Genomic DNA, 19,693 nt, shown 5'->3' with positions numbered 1-19,693 from the left:
GCAATGGCAGCCCGGGAGACCAGCATTTGATCGCCTGGTTGCGCATCGCCTTCGCCGCGGTCGTCATCCTTGCCGTCAGCATCGTGCTCATGCCGCTGCAGGTGCTGGCGCTCAGTTTCGACTGGCGGCTGCGCCGCAGCCTTCCGCGCGTCTGGCACCGGATCGTCTGCTATTGCCTCGGCATCCGCGTCCGCGTGAGCGGCAAGCTGGAAGATCGCCGGCCGCTAATGCTCTGTTCCAACCATTCTTCCTGGCTGGATATCATGGTGATGTCGGCCGTTGCCGACGTCGTCTTCATTGCCAAGATCGAGGTGCGCGACTGGCCGATCTTCGGCACGCTCGCCAAGCTGCAGAAGAGTGTCTTCGTCGTGCGTGAGGAGCGGCGCAAGACCGGCCATCAGGCAAACGAGATTGCCGGGCGCATGGCCGACGGTGAGATCGTCGTGCTCTTCCCGGAAGGGACGACCTCGGACGGCAACCGGCTGCTCGAGGTCAAGTCCTCGCTGTTCGGCGCCGCGGCGATGGCGGTGCCTTATTCGCCGACGGGAACCGTCGTGGTGCAGCCGGTGGCGGTTGCCTATACCAGGGTGCACGGCATCGCCATGGGACGTTATCACCGGCCGCTCGCCGCCTGGCCGGGTGATATCGAGCTGCTGCCGCACCTCCTCGATATCGTGCGCTGCGGCGCCATCGACGCCGAAGTTTCTTTCGGCGAGGCGGTGGATTACCGCGCCGAGACCAGTCGCAAGGAGGTGAGCGCGACGATCGCCTTGCGCATCCGCAACCTCCTGAACAGCCGCCTGCGTGGGCGGGAAATCTCCTAGAGCCTTTCCTGGTCAGCTTGCAGTTGGCTGAAACGGGCCGCCTATTCGACCGGCCGGCTTGGCCCTAGAGCTGGACTACAGCGAGCATCCGACTCCGTTTGAGCCAGCAGAATGCTGCAATCTGACCAGGAAAGGCCCTAAGACAAGATTTCGATTTTCTCCGGCGTCAAAAACCACTAAATAGCGCGCCATGACACAGGACAGCGCCCTTCTCCAGGCCCCGGAGGCAATCCTCCACGAAGGCCCTCACGATGCCCCCAACGAGGCCCTCCGCGACGGCAGCAACAGCCGCAAGGTCTTCATCAAGACCTATGGCTGCCAGATGAACGTCTACGATTCCATGCGCATGAGCGATGCCCTCGCCCGCGACGGCTATGAGCCGACGGAAGATATGGAAGAGGCTGACCTCGTTCTCCTCAACACCTGCCATATCCGCGAGAAGGCGGCCGAGAAGGTCTATTCGGCGCTTGGGCGGCTGCGCGAGATGAAAAAGAAGAAGGCGGCGGACGGCCGGGAGATGATGATCGGCGTTGCCGGCTGCGTCGCCCAGGCCGAAGGCGAGGAGATCCTGCGCCGCGCACCGGCCGTCGACGTCGTCATCGGCCCGCAGACCTATCACCGCCTGCCGGAGGCGCTGCGCCGGGCCAAACAAGGCCAGCGCGTCGTCGACACCGAATATGCGATCGAGGACAAGTTCGAGCATCTGCCGATCGCCGAAAGCCGAAAGATCCGCGCCCGCGGCGTCACCGCTTTCCTGACGGTTCAGGAGGGCTGCGACAAGTTCTGCACCTTCTGTGTCGTGCCCTATACACGCGGCTCGGAAGTGTCGCGACCGGTTTCCCAGATCGTCGACGAAGCCGAAAAGCTCGCCGAAGGCGGGGTGCGCGAGATCACCCTGCTCGGACAGAACGTCAACGCCTGGCACGGCGCCGGGCCGCGGGGCGAGGCATGGAGCCTCGGCGACCTGCTCTACCGGCTGGCCGAGATCCCCGGCCTTGCGCGGCTGCGCTATACCACAAGCCATCCGCGCGACATGGACGACCGGCTGATCAATGCCCATCGCGACCTCAGGGCGCTCATGCCCTATCTGCACCTGCCGGTGCAATCGGGCTCGGACCGCATCCTGAAAGCGATGAACCGGCGTCACACGGCGGCCGAATATCTGGCGCTGATCGAGCGCATCCGCACGGTGCGGCCGGACATCGCACTGTCGGGCGATTTCATCACCGGCTTTCCGGGGGAGACAGATGAGGATTTTAAGGATACATTGAGACTTGTGGAGGAGGTCCGTTATGCACAGGCCTTCTCGTTCAAATACTCGACACGGCCGGGTACGCCCGGCGCGGAGCTGAAGGACCAGGTGCCGGAAGAGATCAAGGCAGAACGGCTGGAACGCCTGCAAATGCTTCTCCTGAAGCAGCAGCAGGAATTTGCCGAATCCTGCATCGGCAAAGAGATCGACCTGTTGCTCGAAAAGCCCGGTCGCATGCCGGAACAACTAATCGGACGTTCTCCCTGGCTTCAATCAGTGAATGTTGATGCAAAAGCATCGCAAATCGGTGACATTATTAAAGTGCGAATCACAGGGACCGGAACAAACAGCCTGTTTGCCGAACGCGCAGAGGCTGCGGTCTAACCCAAGGAGCCCGACCGCTTGAACGGACAAGAATTGGTTTCTTCTTCACCGCGCCACCCCCGCACGCCGAGCGATACCAATCACTTCGTCCTGACGTTCGAGAACAACCGGTTCGCCAGCGAGCTCTTTGGTCAATTCGACCAAAACCTCAAGCTGCTCGAGCAACGGCTGAACATCGATGCGCGGGCACGCGGCAATTCGGTCGTCATCACCGGCGATATCGTGACCACCAATCAGGCGCGGCGCACGCTCGACTATCTCTATGAAAAACTTCAGAAAGGCGGCAGCGTGGAACGATCCGACGTCGAGGGTGCAATCCGCATGGCGGTCGCCGCCGACGATCAGCTCAGCCTGCCGACCATGGAGCGCAAGGCCAAGCTGACGATGGCGCAGGTTTCCACCCGCAAGAAGACGATCATCGCCCGCACGCCAACCCAGGACGCCTATATCAGGGCGCTGGAGCGCGCCGAGCTTGTCTTCGGCGTCGGCCCGGCCGGCACCGGCAAGACCTATCTCGCCGTCGCCCATGCCGCCCAGCTGCTGGAGCGCGGCGCTGTCGAAAAGATCATCCTGTCGCGCCCGGCCGTCGAGGCCGGCGAGCGCCTCGGCTTCCTGCCCGGGGACATGAAGGAAAAGGTCGATCCCTATCTTCGCCCGCTCTATGATGCGCTCTACGACATGATCCCTGCCGACAAGGTCGACCGGGCGATCACCGCCGGCGTCATCGAAATCGCGCCGCTCGCCTTCATGCGCGGCCGCACGCTCGCCAATGCCGCCATCATCCTCGACGAAGCGCAGAACACGACGTCGATGCAGATGAAGATGTTCCTGACGCGTCTCGGCGAGAATGCGCGGATGATCGTCACCGGCGACCCGAGCCAGATCGACCTGCCGCGCGGCGTCAAATCCGGCCTCGTCGAGGCCCTGCAGCTTCTGAACGGCGTCGAAGGCATCTCGATCGTGCGCTTCACGGATACCGACGTCGTCCGCCATCCGCTCGTCGGGCGCATCGTCAGGGCCTATGATTCCACCTATGCCGTCGCCGAAGACGTCAGCCGGCAGGGCTAATGGCCGAACTCGACATCCAGATCAGCGTCGAGGACATCGGCTGGCCCGGCGAGGAGACGCTGCTGTCGTTTTGCGAACGCGTGCTCAGTGCCGCGGCAATCTATCTCCGCGACAGCGAGAAGCAGCCCTTCCCCACGATGCCGCCCGAGGTTTCGCTCGTCTTCACCGACGACGCCTCGATCCAGGACATCAACGCCGAATGGCGCGGCAAGGACAAGGCAACCAACGTGCTCTCCTTTCCGGCCTTTCCGGTGCAGCCCGGCAAGATGCCCGGCCCGATGCTCGGCGACATCATCATCGCCCGGGAGACGCTGGAGCGGGAAGCGACCGAGCTCGAAAAGAGTTTCGACGACCACCTGACCCATCTTCTGGTGCACGGTTTCTTGCATCTTCTCGGCTACGACCATATGAATAGTGCCGAAGCCGAGATTATGGAGGGGCTGGAGACTCGCATTTTGGCCCAGCTCGGCCTATCTGATCCCTACGAGGGTCAAGACCTTAAAATGGAACCATGAGCGACTTTACGACGAAGCCGGCGGCAGACGCCAAGGACTCCGAGCCATCCTCCTCTTCGGACGAGGCAGGCAGTAGTAGTCGGCCATCCGGCCGATCGCAATCCTTCTGGTCGCGCGCCGCGCGCATCCTTCGCCCGCAGCAGGGCTCGCGACTGCGCGAGGATCTCGCCGACGCGCTGATGACCGATGCGGCTGGCGACGACGCCTTTTCGCCCGACGAACGGGCGATGCTCAACAACATCCTGCGCTTTCGCGAGGTGCGCGTCGCCGACGTGATGGTGCCGCGCGCCGATATCGAGGCGGTCGACCAGAATATCACCATCGGCGAGCTGATGATCCTCTTCGAGGAATCCGGCCGCTCGCGCATGCCTGTCTATGCCGATACGCTCGACGATCCGCGTGGCATGGTCCATATCCGCGACCTGCTCTCCTATGTCGCCAAACAGGCGCGCAACAAGCGCCGCGGCCCGACGAAACCGGCCGCAGCCGTGCCGGCGATCGAGGTTGCGCCCGAAAACATCCAGAAGACCACGCGTTCGGCCAAGCCGAATTTCGATCTCGCCCGCGTCGACCTGCAAAAGACGCTGGCCGAGGCCGGCATCATCCGCAAGATCCTGTTCGTGCCGCCGTCGATGCTGGCGTCCGACCTGTTGCGCCGCATGCAGGTGAACCGCACGCAGATGGCGCTCGTCATCGACGAATATGGCGGCACCGATGGGCTTGCCTCGCATGAGGACATCGTCGAGATGGTGGTCGGCGACATCGACGACGAACATGACGACGAAGAGGTGATGTTCAAGCGCGTCGCCGAGGACATGTTCATCGCCGACGCCCGCGTCGAACTGGAAGAGATCGCCGCAGCGATCGGGCCGGATTTCGACATCAGCGAGCAGGTCGACGAGGTCGATACGCTGGGCGGCCTGATCTTCTCCGCACTCGGCCGCATCCCGGTGCGCGGCGAAGTCGTCCAGGCGCTGCCGGGCTTCGAATTCCATATTCTCGACGCCGATCCCCGCCGCATCAAGCGGCTGCGCATCACCCGCAAGCGCCATGCTATCCGCCGCCGCGCCAAGTCGGATGGCGACATCGCGCCCGGCTCCGAGGCGGGCGACGACCGGCCGGCGGAATCGACCGCCAACTAAAGCGCGTCGCATGCATGTCGTTATCCCGGAACCGCTGCACACTTCCGAGCGACATGCATTAACAGGACAAAGAGCCACTTTTTTGAAAGACTGCGAATGGGTTGATTCGCGGTTTGATGGGAGTGCGCATGGAGCGGCTTGCGGACAGGGTTATCCTCGTCTGGGGTTTCAAACGGTCGCTGCTGGCCATCGCCGCCGGGGCATTCGCGGTTCTGGCGCTGCCGCCCATCGGCTTTTTCGCGGCGATGTTCGTCTCCTTCACGCTGCTCGTCTGGCTGATCGACGGAGCGGCGGCTTCGCCTGAAAGCGGCCTGATCGGCAGGTTATGGCCGGCATTCACCACCGGCTGGCTGTTCGGCTTCGGCTATTTCGTCGCCGGCCTCTGGTGGCTCGGCCATGCGCTGCTGGTCGATCAGGAAGAATTCGCCTGGGCGCTGCCGCTGGCAATCCTCGGGCTGCCGGCCTGTCTTGCGATCTTCTACGGGCTGGCAGCCGCCCTTGCCCGCATCTTCTGGTCTGACGGCATGGGGCGGATCGCCGCGCTTGCGGCAGGCTTCGGGCTGATGGAATGGCTTCGAAGCGTGATCCTCACCGGCTTTCCCTGGAACGCCATCGGCTACGGCATGATGCCGGTTCCGCTGATGATGCAGTCGGCACATGTGATCGGGGCGATGGGGGTGACGGCCCTTGCCGTCTTCGTCTTTTCCGCGCCTGCCCTTGCCGGGACACGGCAGGGGGCGCGACCGGGCATCGCACTCGCCGTCCTGCTGTTTGCCGCCCATCTCGGTTATGGCGCTTATGCTCTCCATCTCGCGCCGCGTCCGGACGCCTTGCCTGAGGACAAGCGGCCGGTGGTGCGGCTGGTGCAGCCGGCCATCGACCAGGCGGCGAAAATGGATAACGACGTCGACCGCGCCGCGATCTTCGAGACGCATCTGAAACTTTCGGCTGAAGCGCCGAAGAATGGGGGACGCAAGCCCGATATCATCGTCTGGCCGGAAACCTCGATCCCCTTCATCCTGACCGACAACCAGGATGCGCTGACGCGGATCGCCGATACGCTCGACGACAATCAGATCCTGATCGCCGGCGCCGTGCGCGCCGAGGAGATGGGACCCGGCACCCCGGTGCGCTACTATAATTCCATCTACGTGATCGATGGCCGCGGCCAGATCATCGCCGCCTCCGACAAGGTGCATCTGGTGCCTTTCGGCGAATACCTGCCCTTCGAGGACGTGCTCACCGGATTCGGTCTCCAGAACGTCGTCGAGATGCCGGGAGGGTTTTCGGCCGCGGCAAGCCGGCACCTGCTGGCGCTGCCCGGCGGGCTCAATCTCTATCCGCTGATCTGTTACGAGATCATTTTCCCCGATGAAATGACCGGCGACATAAAAGACGCCAACGCGATCCTCAATATCACCAATGATGCCTGGTTCGGCGCGACGCCCGGCCCTTACCAGCATTTCCAGCAGGCGCGGGTACGGGCCGTGGAAACCGGCCTGCCGCTGATTCGTGACGCCAATAGCGGCATTTCAGCGCTGGTGAACGCCCATGGGGAAATTATTGCAGGCCTCGATCTTGGAGAAACCGGCTTTATCGATGCAACGCTTGATAGTATCGGCGACGGACGCGGAACAACATACCCCCGGCAAACTTACTTCTGGTTGACCGAGGCGCTGCTGATTCTGATTGCGCTAATTTCTCGCAGAGGTTTTATTTCCGGGTTGAATTGACCAAAAACCCCTAAAATTGCATAGTGATGGCAATCGGCGTTCTTAACGTATGTTTGAAGGTGGGTTCCTCACCGCTTGCAACGTGGCGTTTTGGGATGGATCAGGGGCATGCCGGTTAGAAACAGGTTGAAATTCTTAGCTAGGGCACGACCATGATTGAAAACAAAAAGAAGCCGAATCCGATCGACATCCATGTTGGCAGCCGTATTCGCCTCCGTCGTACGATGCTAGGCATGAGCCAGGAAAAGCTTGGCGAAAGCCTTGGCATCACCTTCCAGCAGATCCAGAAATACGAAAAGGGCACCAACCGCGTCGGCGCAAGCCGTCTGCAGAACATCTCGAACATCCTCAATGTTCCGGTGTCCTTTTTCTTCGAGGACGCGCCCGGCGAACATTCTGCCGGCGGCGGCATGGCCGAAGCCTCCAGCTCGAATTACGTCGTCGATTTCCTGTCTTCCTCGGAAGGCCTGCAGCTCAACCGCGCCTTCGTCAAGATTTCCGATCCCAAGGTTCGCCGCAAGGTCGTGGAGCTGGTGAAAGCCTTGGCAGCTGAAGCCGACGCCGACTGAACCACGACCATCGCAGAATTCGAAAGGCGGTCGAAAGGCCGCCTTTTTTGCGTTTTTAGGGCAAAATTTGTCACTTTGCCGCAGATATAAAGATATATTTATGTCCTTCTGCGCTTGTCATCGGCCCTCGAACTGAGTACCTACTAGCTGGCTTTTATTCTTTGAGGGGAATCCCGAAATGCGCGCGAATTATCTCTTTACCAGCGAGTCTGTTGCCGAAGGTCATCCGGACAAAGTCTGTGACCGCATCTCCGACGAGATCGTCGATCTGGTCTACCGCGAAGCGGCCAAGACCGGCGTCAATCCATGGGGCGTGCGCATTGCCTGCGAAACGCTGGCGACGACCAACCGCGTCGTCATCGCCGGCGAAGTTCGCCTGCCGCCGAGCCTGATGAAGAAGGACAAGGACGGCAAGGACGTCATCAACCCGTCGAAGTTCAAGGCCGCCGCTCGCCGCGCCATCAAGGATATCGGCTACGAGCAGGACGGCTTCCACTGGAAGAAGGCCAAGATCGACGTGCTGCTGCACTCGCAGTCGGCCGACATCGCGCAGGGCGTCGACAGCGCTTCTGACCAGCAGGGCGACGAAGGCGCCGGCGACCAGGGCATCATGTTCGGTTACGCCTGCCGAGAAACGCCGGACCTGATGCCGGCCCCGATCTATTATTCCCACAAGATCCTGCAGCTGCTCGCGATTGCCCGCAAGAAGGGCGACGGCGAAGTTGCCAAGCTCGGCCCCGATGCCAAGAGCCAGGTGACCGTGCGTTACGTCGACGGCAAGCCGTCGGAAGCAACCTCGATCGTGCTTTCGACCCAGCATCTCGACGAGAGCTGGGATTCGAATAAGGTCCGCGCCGTCGTTGAGCCCTATATCCGCGAAGCGCTCGGCGAGCTGAAGATTGCCGATGATTGCAAGTGGTACATCAACCCGACCGGCAAGTTCGTCATCGGCGGACCGGACGGCGATGCGGGCCTCACCGGCCGCAAGATCATCGTCGACACCTACGGCGGTGCCGCTCCGCATGGCGGCGGCGCATTCTCCGGCAAGGACACGACGAAGGTCGACCGTTCGGCCGCCTATGCCGCCCGCTATCTTGCCAAGAACGTCGTTGCCGCCGGCCTTGCCGACCGTTGCACGATCCAGATCTCCTACGCTATCGGCGTCGCCCAGCCGCTGTCGATCTATGTCGACCTGCACGGCACCGGCAAGGTCACCGAGGATCAGATCGAGGCAGCGATCCGCAAGAACATGGACCTTTCGCCGACCGGTATCCGCCGCCATCTCGACCTCAACAAGCCGATCTATGCCAAGACCTCTGCTTATGGCCATTTCGGCCGCAAGGCCGGCCGCGACGGCTCGTTCTCCTGGGAGCGCACCGACCTCGTGAAGGCGCTCAAGGAAAGCGTGAAGGCCTGAGATAAAGCATGACGGATATGGAACGCCGCGGCCGGGCGACCGAAGCCTTCTTCGGTCGCCGCAAGGGCAAGGCTCTGCGCGAACAGCAGGCCGAGACGCTGAACAGTCTGTTGCCGGCATTCCTCATCGATCTTACGGCGGCTCCCCCGGAGCCGCTGACATCCCTCTTCCCGGTTCCGGTCGAGAGATTGCGGCTGGAAATCGGTTTCGGCGGCGGCGAGCACCTGATCCACCGCGCGCTGGAGGCGCCTTCGACCGGCTTCATCGGCGTCGAACCCTTCGTCAATTCCATGCAGAAGCTGCTGTCGCGCATCGGCGAGACCGGCGCGCGCAATATCCGCGTCTATAATGACGATGCGACGCAGCTGCTCGACTGGCTGCCGGACGGCTCACTCGATCAGATCGATCTGCTCTATCCCGATCCCTGGCCGAAGCGGAAGCACTGGAAACGGCGCTTCGTCTCGAAAACCAATCTCGACCGCTTTCATCGCGTGCTGAAGCCCGGCGGCCTGTTCTGCTTCGCCTCCGACATCGACACCTATGTGAACTGGACGCTGATCAAATGCCGCGACCATGCCGGTTTCGACTGGATGGCCGACAATGCAGCGGATTGGCTGACCCCCTATGAGGGCTGGCCGAGCACGCGTTACGAGGCCAAGGCGCGGCGCGAAGGCAGGTCTTCGGCCTATCTGACATTCAGGAAGATCTGAGCCTACCGCACCATTCAAAGTGCTGCAGCGTCCTTGCGCGTCTGAAAAGACGCGCAGCGCTGTCGACGCAATGTCAGGGCAACAGCCCCGACTGCAGCGAAATCGAATAAGGGATCCCGCACCGGAAGAGCGGTGAAACGCGACAGACGCTATTTGACGGTCAGTGCAGGCTGACCGTCTTCAATTCGTCCTCGGCAGCCTTGAAAAAGGTGCTGGAGCGGTTGTCCGTCAGCAGGATCGGCGTGCCGTCGGCGCCGAAGAGTGCCCAGAGATCGACGGTCGGATCGATATCCGGCGCCTCGGGAAAGCACTTGGCGACCTCATCGGTCCGCATTTTTCTGATATAGGCGACCTCGCCGTTGCCGATGTGGGCAAGCTCGGATTTGGTCAAGTGAGACGTGGCTTCTTTCATCAACATTCCTGTTCCTCCGGGAGAAGGGACCAACGGTTCGACAAACCGTTGTGCTACTGTGAGACCGAAATGTTAATTTTCTTGACCATTCTCGCAGGTTCCGGACGAATTAGATCGACGGAGAGCAGACCGTTCTTCAGGCCGGCGCCGAGCACCTGCATGCCGTCGGCAAGAACGAAGGTGCGCTGGAACTGACGGGCGGCGATACCGCGATAGAGATAGTCCCGCTCGCCCTGTTCGACCTGGCGGCCGCGGATCAGAAGCTGGTTCTCCTCAATGGAGACGTCGAGTTCCTCCTCGCTGAAGCCAGCCACCGCAAGGGTGATACGCAGACGTTCCGGCGCGCCGCTGTCGGCGCCGATGCGTTCGATATTATAAGGTGGATATCCGTCGCTCGCCTTGGAAATGCGCTCTAGCGTCTTTTCCATGGCATCGAAGCCCAGAAGCAGCGGGCTGGCGAAAGGGGTAATGCGGCTCATCTCTTTTCAAGTCCTTGATGCAAGCGACCATCCCGGACCTTAACGGCAGCATCCGGATGCCGCTAATATGGGGACAGGAGCCCGGCGCTGCAAGGCGTGGGCGCGACGTGTCGGCGCCCCCTCTCAATTTTGAGGTGGTGGCGGCCCGGCTCTTTCCTTGACAAAGCCTCCGCTGCCTCGCATCAAAACGTGCCCGCGCGGAATGTGCTGATTTGTGACGGGAGATGAAGAAATCGGTGCATGCCGATAACACGCAGTGCGAGGATGGAACGATCGGAATGGCAAGCGCAAGAAAGATCATCATCGACACGGATCCCGGCCAGGACGACGCGGCCGCCATCATGCTTGCCTTCGGCAGTCCCGATGAGCTGGAGGTTTTGGGAATCACCACGGTCGCCGGCAACGTGCCGCTTTCGCTCACCAGCCGCAATGCGCGCATCGTCTGCGAGCTCTGCGGCCGGACGGAGACGAAGGTTTTTGCCGGCGCCGATGCGCCGATCGCCCGCAAGCTGGTGACCGCCGAACATGTGCACGGCAAGACCGGCCTCGACGGTCCTGAGCTCAGCGAGCCGACGATGGCGCTGCAGCCCGGCCATTCCGTCGACTTCATCATCGAGACGCTGCGCCATGAGCCGCAAGGTACGGTGACGCTGTGTACGCTCGGGCCGCTCACCAATATCGGCATGGCCTTTCAGAAGGCGCCCGACATCGTCCCCCGCATCCGCGAACTCGTGATGATGGGTGGCGGCTTCTTCGAGGGCGGCAACATCACGCCGGCGGCCGAATTCAACATCTATGTCGACCCCGAGGCCGCCGACATCGTCTTCCGCTCAGGCGTTCCGATCGTGATGATGCCGCTTGACGTGACGCACCAGTTGCTGACCCGCAAGGACCGGGTGAAGCGCATGGCAGAGATCGGCACGGCACCGGCAAAGGCCATGGTCGAGATGCTGGAATTCTTCGAGCGGTTCGATATCGAGAAATACGGTTCCGACGGCGGGCCGCTGCACGACCCGACCGTTGTCGCCTACCTGCTGAAGCCGGAGCTCTTCCAGGGCCGGGACTGCAATGTCGAGATCGAAGTCCAGTCCGAACTCACCGTCGGCATGACGGTCGTCGACTGGTGGCACGTGACCGAGCGCAAGCGCAATGCCAGGGTCATGCGCTATGTCGATGCGGACGGCTTCTTCGATCTGCTGATCGAACGCTTCGCCCGCATCTGATCCTTTGGTTTTCCTTCTGCACGAGGCAGAAGGAAAGGATATCAGGCGTCCTTCTCGTCGAAGACGGAGTTGGTTTCGGCTTCGGCCGGCTTCGGGCCGCCCTTGGCGACGCCGACCATGGCCGGGCGCAGCACGCGCTCGCCGATGGTAAAGCCTGCCTGCACGACCTGAACGACCGTGTTGTTCGGCACGTCGGGGTTCGGCACCTCGAACATCGCCTGATGGAAATTCGGATCGAACTTCTGGCCAACCGGCTCCAGCTTGCGAACGCCGTGGCGCTCGAGAGCCGACAGCATGGCGCGCTCGGTCATCTCGACACCCTCGATCAGCGTGCTAAGGCCGGCATCGGCCGCAGCCTTGGTCTCCGGAGGGATGGCATCAAGCGCGCGGCGCAGATTGTCGGACACGGCGAGCATGTCGCGCGCGAAACCCGCGACGGAATAGGACTTGGCATCCTTCACCTCGCGCTCGGTGCGCCGGCGCAGATTGTCCATCTCGGCAGCAAGGCGCAGATAGCGGTCGCGCAGTTCGCCGTTTTCGGCTTTCAGAAGCTCGATCGGGTCCGGCTGGGTGGCCTCTTCCTGCGCAGAATCGTTCTCGACGTAGGCGGCAGCGTCGGCTGCGGCATCGGCCGCAGTTGCGTCAGGTCCGTTTTTCGTCGTGTCATCGGTCATGACGGTCTCCGGTTGGTGTCTTCAGATGCGCCCGATATCGAGGTTTGACCGAAAAAAATCAAGTCTGCGTGACAAAGAAGCGAAAATTCCGCGCACTTGAGAGCTGCGCATCAAAGCTGATTGCGCGAAAGGCGGGAGACGAGCTGGGCTGTATAGTCCACCATTGGCACGATGCGGGAATAATTGAGCCGTGTCGGGCCGATGACGCCGACGGCGCCGACGATGCGATCGTCATCGTCACGATAGGGCGCGACGATCAGCGACGAGCCGGACAGCGAGAAGAGCTTGTTTTCCGAACCGATGAAGATGCGCACCCCCGAACCGCTTTCGGCGAGATTGAGGATCTCGATCAGGCTGTCCTTCTTCTCGAGATCGTCGAACAGCAGGCGCAGCCGGTCGAGATCCTCGGCGCCGGCCAGGCCCTCGAGCAGGTTGGCGCGGCCGCGGATGATCAACTGAGCGGGCTTTCCCTCGTCCGGGCTGCCGGACCAGACAGCGATGCCGCGCTCGACGAGATCGCGCGACAGGGCATCGAGCTCGTGGCGGACATCGTCCTTCAGCCGGCTTAATTGCTTGCGAAGCTCCGGCAGGGTCTGGCCGGACATGTGTGCGTTGAGAAAATTCGCCGCCTCCGTCAGCTGCGAGGAGGTGACACCCGCCGGCAGCTCGATGATGCGGTTTTCCACCTGATCGTGATCGCCGACGAGCACGGCCAGCGCCTTTGTCGGTTCGAGCCGGATGAACTCGACATGTTTCAGCACCGGATCGCTTTTCGAGGTGATGACGAGGCCGGCGCCGCGCGAAATGCCGGAGAGCATGCGGCTTGCCTCGTTCATCATCGATTCGACAGGGTTGCCGCCGCTTTCGGCCCGCACCTGGCGGTCGATGTTGGCGCGCTCCTCGGCGGAGAGGTCGCCGACCTGCATGAAGGCATCGACGAAGAAGCGCAGGCCGATCTGAGTCGGCAGCCGGCCGGCGCTGACATGCGGCGAATAGATCAGGCCGAGCTCTTCGAGATCGCTCATGACGTTGCGCACCGAGGCCGGCGACAGCGACATCGGCAGAAGACGGGACAGGTTGCGCGAACCGAGCGGCTCGCCGCTTTCCAGATAACCTTCGACGATGCGACGAAAAATTTCCCTGGAGCGCTCGTCCAGCGCAGCTACGGCATCCGAAACCGACGTCGACCTGATGCCCATGAAGCTTTCGAACCCGCGCTGATGATACTTCCCGAAAAGTAAGTCAAACTCGCACCCGTGGCAAAAGGGAATTTGCAAATGAGCGCCGCCAATCGTAGAAGCGGTCAAATAAACCCCAGGAGATAAGAATGCGGCCTTCAGGCAGAAAAATCGACCAGATGCGCAAGGTCTCGTTCGAGCGCAATTTTTCCAAGCATGCGGAAGGCTCCTGCCTGGTGAAGTTCGGCGATACGCATGTGCTCTGCACGGCGAGCCTCGAAGAAAAGACGCCGCCATGGCTGCGCAATACCGGCAAGGGCTGGGTCACGGCCGAATACGGCATGCTGCCGCGGGCGACCGGCGAACGCATGAAGCGCGAGGCCGCCGCCGGCAAGCAGGGCGGCCGCACCCAGGAAATCCAGCGGCTGATCGGTCGGTCGCTGCGCGCCGTCGTCGACCTGCAGGCGCTCGGCGAACGGCAGATCACGCTCGATTGCGACGTCATCCAGGCCGATGGCGGCACGCGGACAGCCTCGATCACCGGCGGCTGGATCGCGCTTTACGACTGCCTGAAATGGATGGAAAGCCGCAACATGATCAAGGTCGACCGGGTCCTGAAGGATCACGTCGCCGCCATCTCCTGCGGCATCTTCGCCAGCCAGCCGGTGATCGATCTCGATTACCTGGAAGACTCCTCGGCCGAGACCGATGCGAACTTCGTCATGACGGGCACCGGCGGGATCGTCGAGATCCAGGGCACGGCCGAAGGCACGCCGTTCAGCGAAGGCGAGTTTACCTCGCTGATGCAGCTTGCCAGAAACGGCATCGGCGAACTCGTGGCGCTGCAGAAGCAAGCCGTCGAAGGATGAACCCCATGCTGGAAGGCATGTTGGAAACGGCGCTCTATGCGCGGGATCTCGACCAGGCCGAAACGTTCTACGAAGACGTTCTCGGACTTGAAAAGATCGCCCGCGCCGCCAACCGGCATGTCTTCTTCCGCTGCGGGCCGGGCGTTCTCTTGATCTTCAACCCTGAGGAAACGGTGAAGCCGCCGGCGCCCGAAGCACTGCAGGTGCCGCCGCACGGCACGACCGGCCAGGGCCATGCCTGTTTCCGGGTGTCCGGCCGTAATATCGATGCCATGGCCGAACGGCTGACGGCGGCTGGCGTTACGATCGAATCCGAGGTGCGCTGGCCGAACGGCGGCCGCTCGATCTATTTCCGCGATCCTGATGGCAACAGCCTGGAATGCGCGGAGGCTAAAATCTGGGGCATCCAACAGGATATCTGAATGCGCAAGCTTGAAACGAAGACCATCGTCGTCGCCAGCCACAATGCCGGCAAGATCCGCGAGATCCAGGAATTGATCGGGCCGCTCGGCTTCACCGCCAAATCGGCTGCCGAGCTGAACTTCGTCGAACCGGATGAGACCGGCACGAGCTTCGAGGAGAATGCGACGATCAAGGCGGTCGCCTCGGCCAATGCCGCCGGCATGCCGGCGCTTTCGGACGATTCCGGGCTGGTGGTCGACGCGCTCGGTGGCGATCCCGGTGTCTACACCGCCAATTGGGCGGAGAAGGCCGACGGCACGCGCGATTTCGACATGGCGATGGCCAAGGTGGAAAAGGCGCTGCAGCATGCGGGCGCGACACAGCCGGAACAGCGCACGGCGCGTTTCATCAGCGTGCTCTGCCTCGCCTGGCCGGACGGGCACACGGAGTTGTTCCGCGGCGAGGTGGAAGGCAGCGTCGTCTGGCCGCCGCGCGGCACCCAGGGCTTCGGCTACGATCCGGTCTTCCAACCCGAGGGCTACGACATCACCTTCGGCGAAATGAGCGGCGAGGAAAAACACGGCTGGAACGTCGGCAAGCCGCAAGCACTGTCGCACCGGGCCCGCGCCTTCAAACTCTTTGTCGAAACCTGCCTGGAGGCATAAGGTCGGTCCGTGGTCAATTTCGACACGCCAAGCATCTCACGCGACGCGGCCCTGCTGCCCGATACCGGCGAGCCGGGCTTCGGCGTCTATGTGCATTGGCCCTTCTGCGCGGCGAAGTGTCCCTATTGCGACTTCAACAGCCATGTGCGCCACCAGCCGGTGGATCAGGAGCGCTTTACATCAGCCTTCCTGACGGAGATGGCGACGGTCCGATCCATGAGCGGGCCGAAGACGGTGACGAGCATCTTCCTCGGCGGTGGCACCCCTTCGCTGATGAAGCCGGAAACGGTCTCGGCCATTCTCGACGGCATTGCGCGGCACTGGCATGTGCCTGCCGGCATCGAGATCACCATGGAGGCCAACCCTTCGAGCGTCGAGGCCGAACGCTTCCGCGGCTACCGCGCGGCCGGCGTCAATCGCGTCTCGCTCGGCGTGCAGGCGCTGAATGACCGGGATCTGAAATTTCTCGGCCGGCTGCATGATGTCGCCGACGCGCTGAAGGCGATAAGGCTGGCGCGCGACATCTTTCCGCGCATGTCCTTCGACCTGATCTATGCCCGGCCCGACCAGACGGTCGAGGAATGGGAAAAGGAACTGAAAGAGGCGATCTCCTACGCGGTCGACCACCTTTCGCTCTATCAGCTGACCATCGAGGAAGGCACGCCCTTCTACGGCCTGCACAAGGCCGGCAAGCTGATCGTACCGGACGGCGAGCAATCGGCGCTGCTCTACGAGGCGACGCAGGAGATCACCGCGCGCGAGGGCATGCCGGCCTATGAGGTTTCCAATCATGCCCGGCCGGGGGCTGAAAGCCGGCATAACCTGACCTACTGGCGCTACGGCGATTATGCCGGCATCGGTCCAGGCGCCCATGGCCGGCTGACGCGTGGCCCGGAGAAGCTCGCGACGGCGACCGAGCGCAAGCCGGAAGCCTGGCTCGACATGGTCGAGCGTGACGGGCACGGCATTCTCGACGAGGAGCGGCTCGGCTTCGAGGAACAGTCCGACGAGCTGCTGCTGATGGGGCTGCGGCTCAGGGAAGGTGTCGATCTTGCCCGCTGGCAGCAGCTTTCGGGTCGCGACCTCGATCCGAAACGCGAGGAATTCCTGCTCGAACACAAATTCATCGAGCGGATCGGCAATTCACGCCTGCGCTGCACGCCGTCCGGCATGCTGATCCTCGATTCCGTCGTCGCCGATCTCGCCTGCTGACGTCAATACGACGAGCGGAATTGCAGCGCGGCGGCATCGATGTTGCCGCCGCGCCGAAAAGCATGTCTCAGCCATGGCTGGTCGCACCGGCCTTGAAGAGGCTGCCGGTCGGCGTCTTCAAAAACATCTCCAGCGGAATATGCTCCTGGTGCAGGAAACCGGTCGCCGGCAGCAGGCCGTCGCGGACCATCTCGATGACGGCGACGACGGAGGCTGACGTCGTCCAGGCGATCGCCGTGCGGCGCGCGCCGGCAATCTCGATCGGGTAATAGGCGCGCACGAACTCCTTGCGGCGCAGGCTGCCATTCTCAGTGCCTTCGGCGGCGACGTGGACATAGACGACATCGTCTTCAACAGGCGGCTTGGCATTGGTCAGGATCTCGCCGGCGAGCTTGCGCTTGTCGCGCATCAAAAGCTCGTGGAAGAAGAAGTTCATCAGTTCCATATGGCCGGGATAACGCATGGTCTTGTAGTCGAGATTATCGATCTTGCCGAGCATGGTATCGCACATGGTGCCAAGGCCACCCGACGTCGTGAAGGCTTCGAGCTTGACGCCGCCGACATAGACGGTCTCGTGCCATTCCATCGGCGAGACGAGCTTACGCACACCGCCCTCGATGACCTCGCAGTCGTTCAGATATTCATTGACGACGCCCTCGGGCGACCAGTTGAAGGCGTAGCCGAGCAGTCCGGTCGGATGCTGCGGCAGGGCGCCGACGCGCATGCGGATCGAACGGCAGCGATCGAAGCCGTCGGCCAGGCTTGCGCCGACGATGCCGACGAAACCCGGCGCCAGGCCGCATTGCGGCGCCATCAGGCCACGGGCGGTCTTCGACAGCTCGATGATGAAATTGGTTGTGGGAACGTCTTCGGTCAGATCGAAATAATGGATGCCGGCAAGATGGGCGGCGCGCGCCAGCTCGATGTTCAAATGATAGGGCAGGCAGGAGAGCACAGCCTCGACATTCGAGAGCAGTTCGCCGATCACTTGGGGATCGGAGATATCGCCGGTGCGGCACTTGAAGGGGACGTCGCTCAGCGGCAATTGCGCGTCGACGCCGATGACCTCGAAGCCGCCTTCATGCAAAAGCGTCGCCGCCAGCCGTCCGACCTTGCCCAGGCCGAGAACGGCGATCTTTTCAAAACTCATTCATTCCTCCCACGCGCCGTTTTGGCGCTTCAGTCTTTGACATGCACTTGATGCGCGGGAGGTATAGAATAAAAAACTTATAAAGGAAAACGGCCGGAATCGCTTCCAGCCGTTGAATCCTTAGGAAAACCCGTCGATTATTCGTTGATCAAGCGCTTCAGAAGCTCGACTTCGTGCGAAAGTTTGGTGTCTCCCGAAATCAGCTCCTCGATCTTGCGCACGGCATGCAGCACGGTCGTGTGATCGCGCCCGCCGAAACGGCGGCCGATCTCCGGGAAGGAGCGCGGCGTCAGCGTCTTCGACAGATACATGGCGATCTGGCGCGGCTTGACGATGACGCGGGTGCGGCGGTTCGAGACCAGTTCCTGACGCGAGACGTTGTAGTGCCTTGCGACGATGCGCTGGATATCCTCGATGCGCACACGGCGAGGCTCGCCGGAGCCGACCAGATGGGCGAGCAGTTCGTCCACGCGTTCGATCGACAGGTTCGGCTCGAAGGAGCGGCGGAAGACCAGCTGGTTGAAGGCGCCTTCGAGTTCGCGGCCGCTGGCCGTGACGTTGCGAGCAACGTGCTGGAGCAGTTCGGCGGGAATTTCGAGCGACGGATCTTCGAGCCGGGCTACAGCAAGGCGACGCTTGAGGATTTCGAGACGCATCTCGTAATCCGGCGCGTCGAGTTCGATCGCGACACCACCCTGCAGACGCGAGCGAACGCGGGGATCGAGCGACTCCAGCTCCCAAGGCGCACGGTCGGCGGCAACGACGACCTGCTTGGCGCTGTCGAGCAGCATGTTCAGGAGATGGCAGAATTCATGCTGGATCATCTTGCCCTGCAGGAACTGCATGTCGTCGATGATCAAGAGATCGATGTTGCGCAGCGAATCCTTCAGCGTCAGCGCATCATTGTCGCGGATCGCGGTGGCGAAGCGCCACATGAAATATTCGGCCGTCAGATAGACGACGCGCAGCGCCCGCGGGTTCTGCACCGCCGCATTGGCGACCGCCTGCAGCAGGTGGGTCTTGCCGAGACCGACGGTCGAATGGATGAAGAGCGGGTTGAAGCGCACCGCGCCCTGACCAGCTTCCGCGATCGTCTTCGCAGCCGCAAGCGCGACACGGTTCGAGCTGCCTTCGACGAAGGTGTCGAAGGTAAAGCGGCTATCGAGTGGCGAACCGAAGAGCGGCGAGCCAAAGCTTGCAGGCCTTGCAGCGGCAACGGCCGAAACCGCCTGCTGGACGGCCTGACCGGCCGGCTGGGCGCTTGTCGGGCGGCGCATCTGCGCGGGGGCGGCCGGTTCCGGCACCGCCGCTTCGTCGATTGGCTTCATGCCATGGCGCGTCGCCGTACGCACCAGGACTTCGATCTTCAGAATTTCCGGATCTTCGGCCTGGAACAGACCGGTGATGAGATCGAGATAACGATTGTTGATCCACGACTTCAGAAAGGTCGTGGGGACCGAAAGGCGAACGACGCTCTTCGATACCGAATGCAGCTTCAGCCGGGCGAACCAGCTGGCGTAGACATCCTGACCGACCTGAGCCTTCAAGCGCGCACTGACGCGCTCAAACAATACGTTCTGCTTCATATCCGCCTTTACTTCCGCCGCTTCCAGGCGAATTGAGCCGAACGCCTGCGGTGCCGCATCCCCATTGTCGAGCCCGCTCGTCGTCATCGTATTCATCTGCATAATGCCGCCTTTCAATTCCACCGGGCGGCATCCGCTAAAACGGCCGCCCGATCATTCCCCGCTTTGGCGGGCTGACGGATCCTCATGAGCCGCTCGCCTGCCGGTTCACTCAAACACTGCTCCCGAA

20 protein-coding genes are annotated in these 19,693 nt (G+C 62.2%); 14 read left to right on the top strand and 6 right to left on the bottom strand.

Translation table 11 applies throughout. From position 1 onward, the window contains the following. Positions 1–26 precede the first annotated feature (26 nt). The 9 genes from olsA to trmB all read left to right on the top strand — a co-directional run bounded on the left by olsA (position 27) and on the right by trmB (position 9,614). Positions 27–824, top strand: coding sequence for a lyso-ornithine lipid O-acyltransferase (gene olsA, locus ELH03_RS00100; RefSeq protein WP_128400785.1), 798 nt, complete (start codon positions 27–29; stop codon positions 822–824). 190 nt (positions 825–1,014) lie between these two features. Continuing rightward, the gene (gene miaB, locus ELH03_RS00095) at positions 1,015–2,460 is read left to right on the top strand and encodes a tRNA (N6-isopentenyl adenosine(37)-C2)-methylthiotransferase MiaB (protein WP_130765845.1); all 1,446 of its coding nucleotides are present in this window, start codon (positions 1,015–1,017) and stop codon (positions 2,458–2,460) included. 18 nt (positions 2,461–2,478) lie between these two features. Continuing rightward, on the top strand, positions 2,479–3,528 hold the full coding sequence (locus tag ELH03_RS00090) for a PhoH family protein (protein ID WP_003544862.1): 1,050 nt from the start codon (positions 2,479–2,481) through the stop codon (positions 3,526–3,528). Beyond that, the gene (ybeY, locus tag ELH03_RS00085; protein WP_128400783.1) at positions 3,528–4,043 is read left to right on the top strand and encodes an rRNA maturation RNase YbeY; all 516 of its coding nucleotides are present in this window, start codon (positions 3,528–3,530) and stop codon (positions 4,041–4,043) included. The genes ELH03_RS00090 and ybeY overlap by 1 nt, the downstream gene beginning before the upstream one ends. Further along, positions 4,040–5,185 (top strand): hemolysin family protein, encoded by a 1,146-nt coding sequence (locus ELH03_RS00080; protein WP_128400782.1) that lies wholly within the window; start codon positions 4,040–4,042, stop codon positions 5,183–5,185. The genes ybeY and ELH03_RS00080 overlap by 4 nt, the downstream gene beginning before the upstream one ends. A 128-nt stretch (positions 5,186–5,313) precedes the next feature. After that, on the top strand, positions 5,314–6,918 hold the full coding sequence (gene lnt, locus ELH03_RS00075) for an apolipoprotein N-acyltransferase (RefSeq protein ID WP_128400781.1): 1,605 nt from the start codon (positions 5,314–5,316) through the stop codon (positions 6,916–6,918). A 152-nt stretch (positions 6,919–7,070) separates the two neighbouring features. After that, positions 7,071–7,487, top strand: a complete 417-nt coding sequence (locus tag ELH03_RS00070; RefSeq protein WP_018244494.1) for a helix-turn-helix domain-containing protein — start codon at positions 7,071–7,073, stop codon at positions 7,485–7,487. Positions 7,488–7,665: 178 nt separating this feature from the next. Beyond that, positions 7,666–8,904 (top strand): methionine adenosyltransferase, encoded by a 1,239-nt coding sequence (gene metK / locus ELH03_RS00065; RefSeq protein ID WP_018070053.1) that lies wholly within the window; start codon positions 7,666–7,668, stop codon positions 8,902–8,904. An 8-nt stretch (positions 8,905–8,912) separates the two neighbouring features. Continuing rightward, positions 8,913–9,614: a tRNA (guanine(46)-N(7))-methyltransferase TrmB gene (gene trmB / locus ELH03_RS00060; protein WP_128400780.1), complete on the top strand. Its 702-nt coding sequence runs from the start codon at positions 8,913–8,915 to the stop codon at positions 9,612–9,614. A 160-nt stretch (positions 9,615–9,774) separates the two neighbouring features. On the opposite strand, the gene ELH03_RS00055 is transcribed toward trmB, so the two are convergent. Then, positions 9,775–10,032, bottom strand: coding sequence for a BQ00720 family protein (locus ELH03_RS00055; protein WP_003556039.1), 258 nt, complete (start codon positions 10,030–10,032; stop codon positions 9,775–9,777). Positions 10,033–10,079: 47 nt separating this feature from the next. After that, positions 10,080–10,505, bottom strand: a complete 426-nt coding sequence (locus tag ELH03_RS00050) for an Hsp20 family protein (protein WP_003583826.1) — start codon at positions 10,503–10,505, stop codon at positions 10,080–10,082. 278 nt (positions 10,506–10,783) lie between these two features. Between ELH03_RS00050 and ELH03_RS00045 the strand changes: the two genes are divergently transcribed. Beyond that, positions 10,784–11,728, top strand: a complete 945-nt coding sequence (locus ELH03_RS00045; protein WP_128400779.1) for a nucleoside hydrolase — start codon at positions 10,784–10,786, stop codon at positions 11,726–11,728. 41 nt (positions 11,729–11,769) lie between these two features. On the opposite strand, the gene grpE is transcribed toward ELH03_RS00045, so the two are convergent. Both grpE and hrcA read right to left on the bottom strand, forming a co-directional pair. Further along, entirely contained in the window at positions 11,770–12,402 is a 633-nt protein-coding gene (gene grpE, locus ELH03_RS00040) for a nucleotide exchange factor GrpE (RefSeq protein WP_128400778.1), read from the bottom strand. Positions 12,403–12,512: 110 nt separating this feature from the next. Continuing rightward, the gene (gene hrcA / locus ELH03_RS00035; protein ID WP_018244487.1) at positions 12,513–13,601 is read right to left on the bottom strand and encodes a heat-inducible transcriptional repressor HrcA; all 1,089 of its coding nucleotides are present in this window, start codon (positions 13,599–13,601) and stop codon (positions 12,513–12,515) included. 128 nt (positions 13,602–13,729) lie between these two features. Here hrcA and rph point away from each other — a divergent pair, with 128 nt between their 5' ends. Genes rph through hemW form a run of 4 tightly spaced genes read left to right on the top strand, consistent with a single transcriptional unit; the run spans position 13,730 to position 16,728 of the window. Then, positions 13,730–14,449, top strand: a complete 720-nt coding sequence (rph, locus tag ELH03_RS00030; protein WP_011650181.1) for a ribonuclease PH — start codon at positions 13,730–13,732, stop codon at positions 14,447–14,449. Then, on the top strand, positions 14,446–14,871 hold the full coding sequence (locus ELH03_RS00025; RefSeq protein ID WP_128400777.1) for a VOC family protein: 426 nt from the start codon (positions 14,446–14,448) through the stop codon (positions 14,869–14,871). The genes rph and ELH03_RS00025 overlap by 4 nt, the downstream gene beginning before the upstream one ends. Further along, a complete protein-coding gene (gene rdgB / locus ELH03_RS00020) occupies positions 14,872–15,516 on the top strand; it encodes an RdgB/HAM1 family non-canonical purine NTP pyrophosphatase (protein WP_128400776.1) in 645 nt (214 codons plus the stop codon). It begins immediately after the preceding gene. Positions 15,517–15,525: 9 nt separating this feature from the next. After that, entirely contained in the window at positions 15,526–16,728 is a 1,203-nt protein-coding gene (gene hemW, locus ELH03_RS00015; RefSeq protein WP_128400775.1) for a radical SAM family heme chaperone HemW, read from the top strand. A gap of 67 nt (positions 16,729–16,795) precedes the next feature. On the opposite strand, the gene ELH03_RS00010 is transcribed toward hemW, so the two are convergent. Both ELH03_RS00010 and dnaA read right to left on the bottom strand, forming a co-directional pair. Further along, positions 16,796–17,878 carry a saccharopine dehydrogenase family protein gene (locus ELH03_RS00010; protein ID WP_003556030.1) on the bottom strand — a complete coding sequence of 361 codons (1,083 nt, stop codon included), beginning with the start codon at positions 17,876–17,878 and terminating at the stop codon, positions 16,796–16,798. A gap of 137 nt (positions 17,879–18,015) precedes the next feature. Next, entirely contained in the window at positions 18,016–19,566 is a 1,551-nt protein-coding gene (dnaA, locus tag ELH03_RS00005; protein WP_027682010.1) for a chromosomal replication initiator protein DnaA, read from the bottom strand. Positions 19,567–19,693: the final 127 nt, after the last annotated feature.

It is taken from the genome of Rhizobium beringeri (genome assembly GCF_004306515.1).
Classification (GTDB): domain Bacteria; phylum Pseudomonadota; class Alphaproteobacteria; order Rhizobiales; family Rhizobiaceae; genus Rhizobium; species Rhizobium beringeri.
Note: the sequence above shows the minus strand (reverse complement) of the source record. Positions and strands in the feature narration are given on the sequence as shown.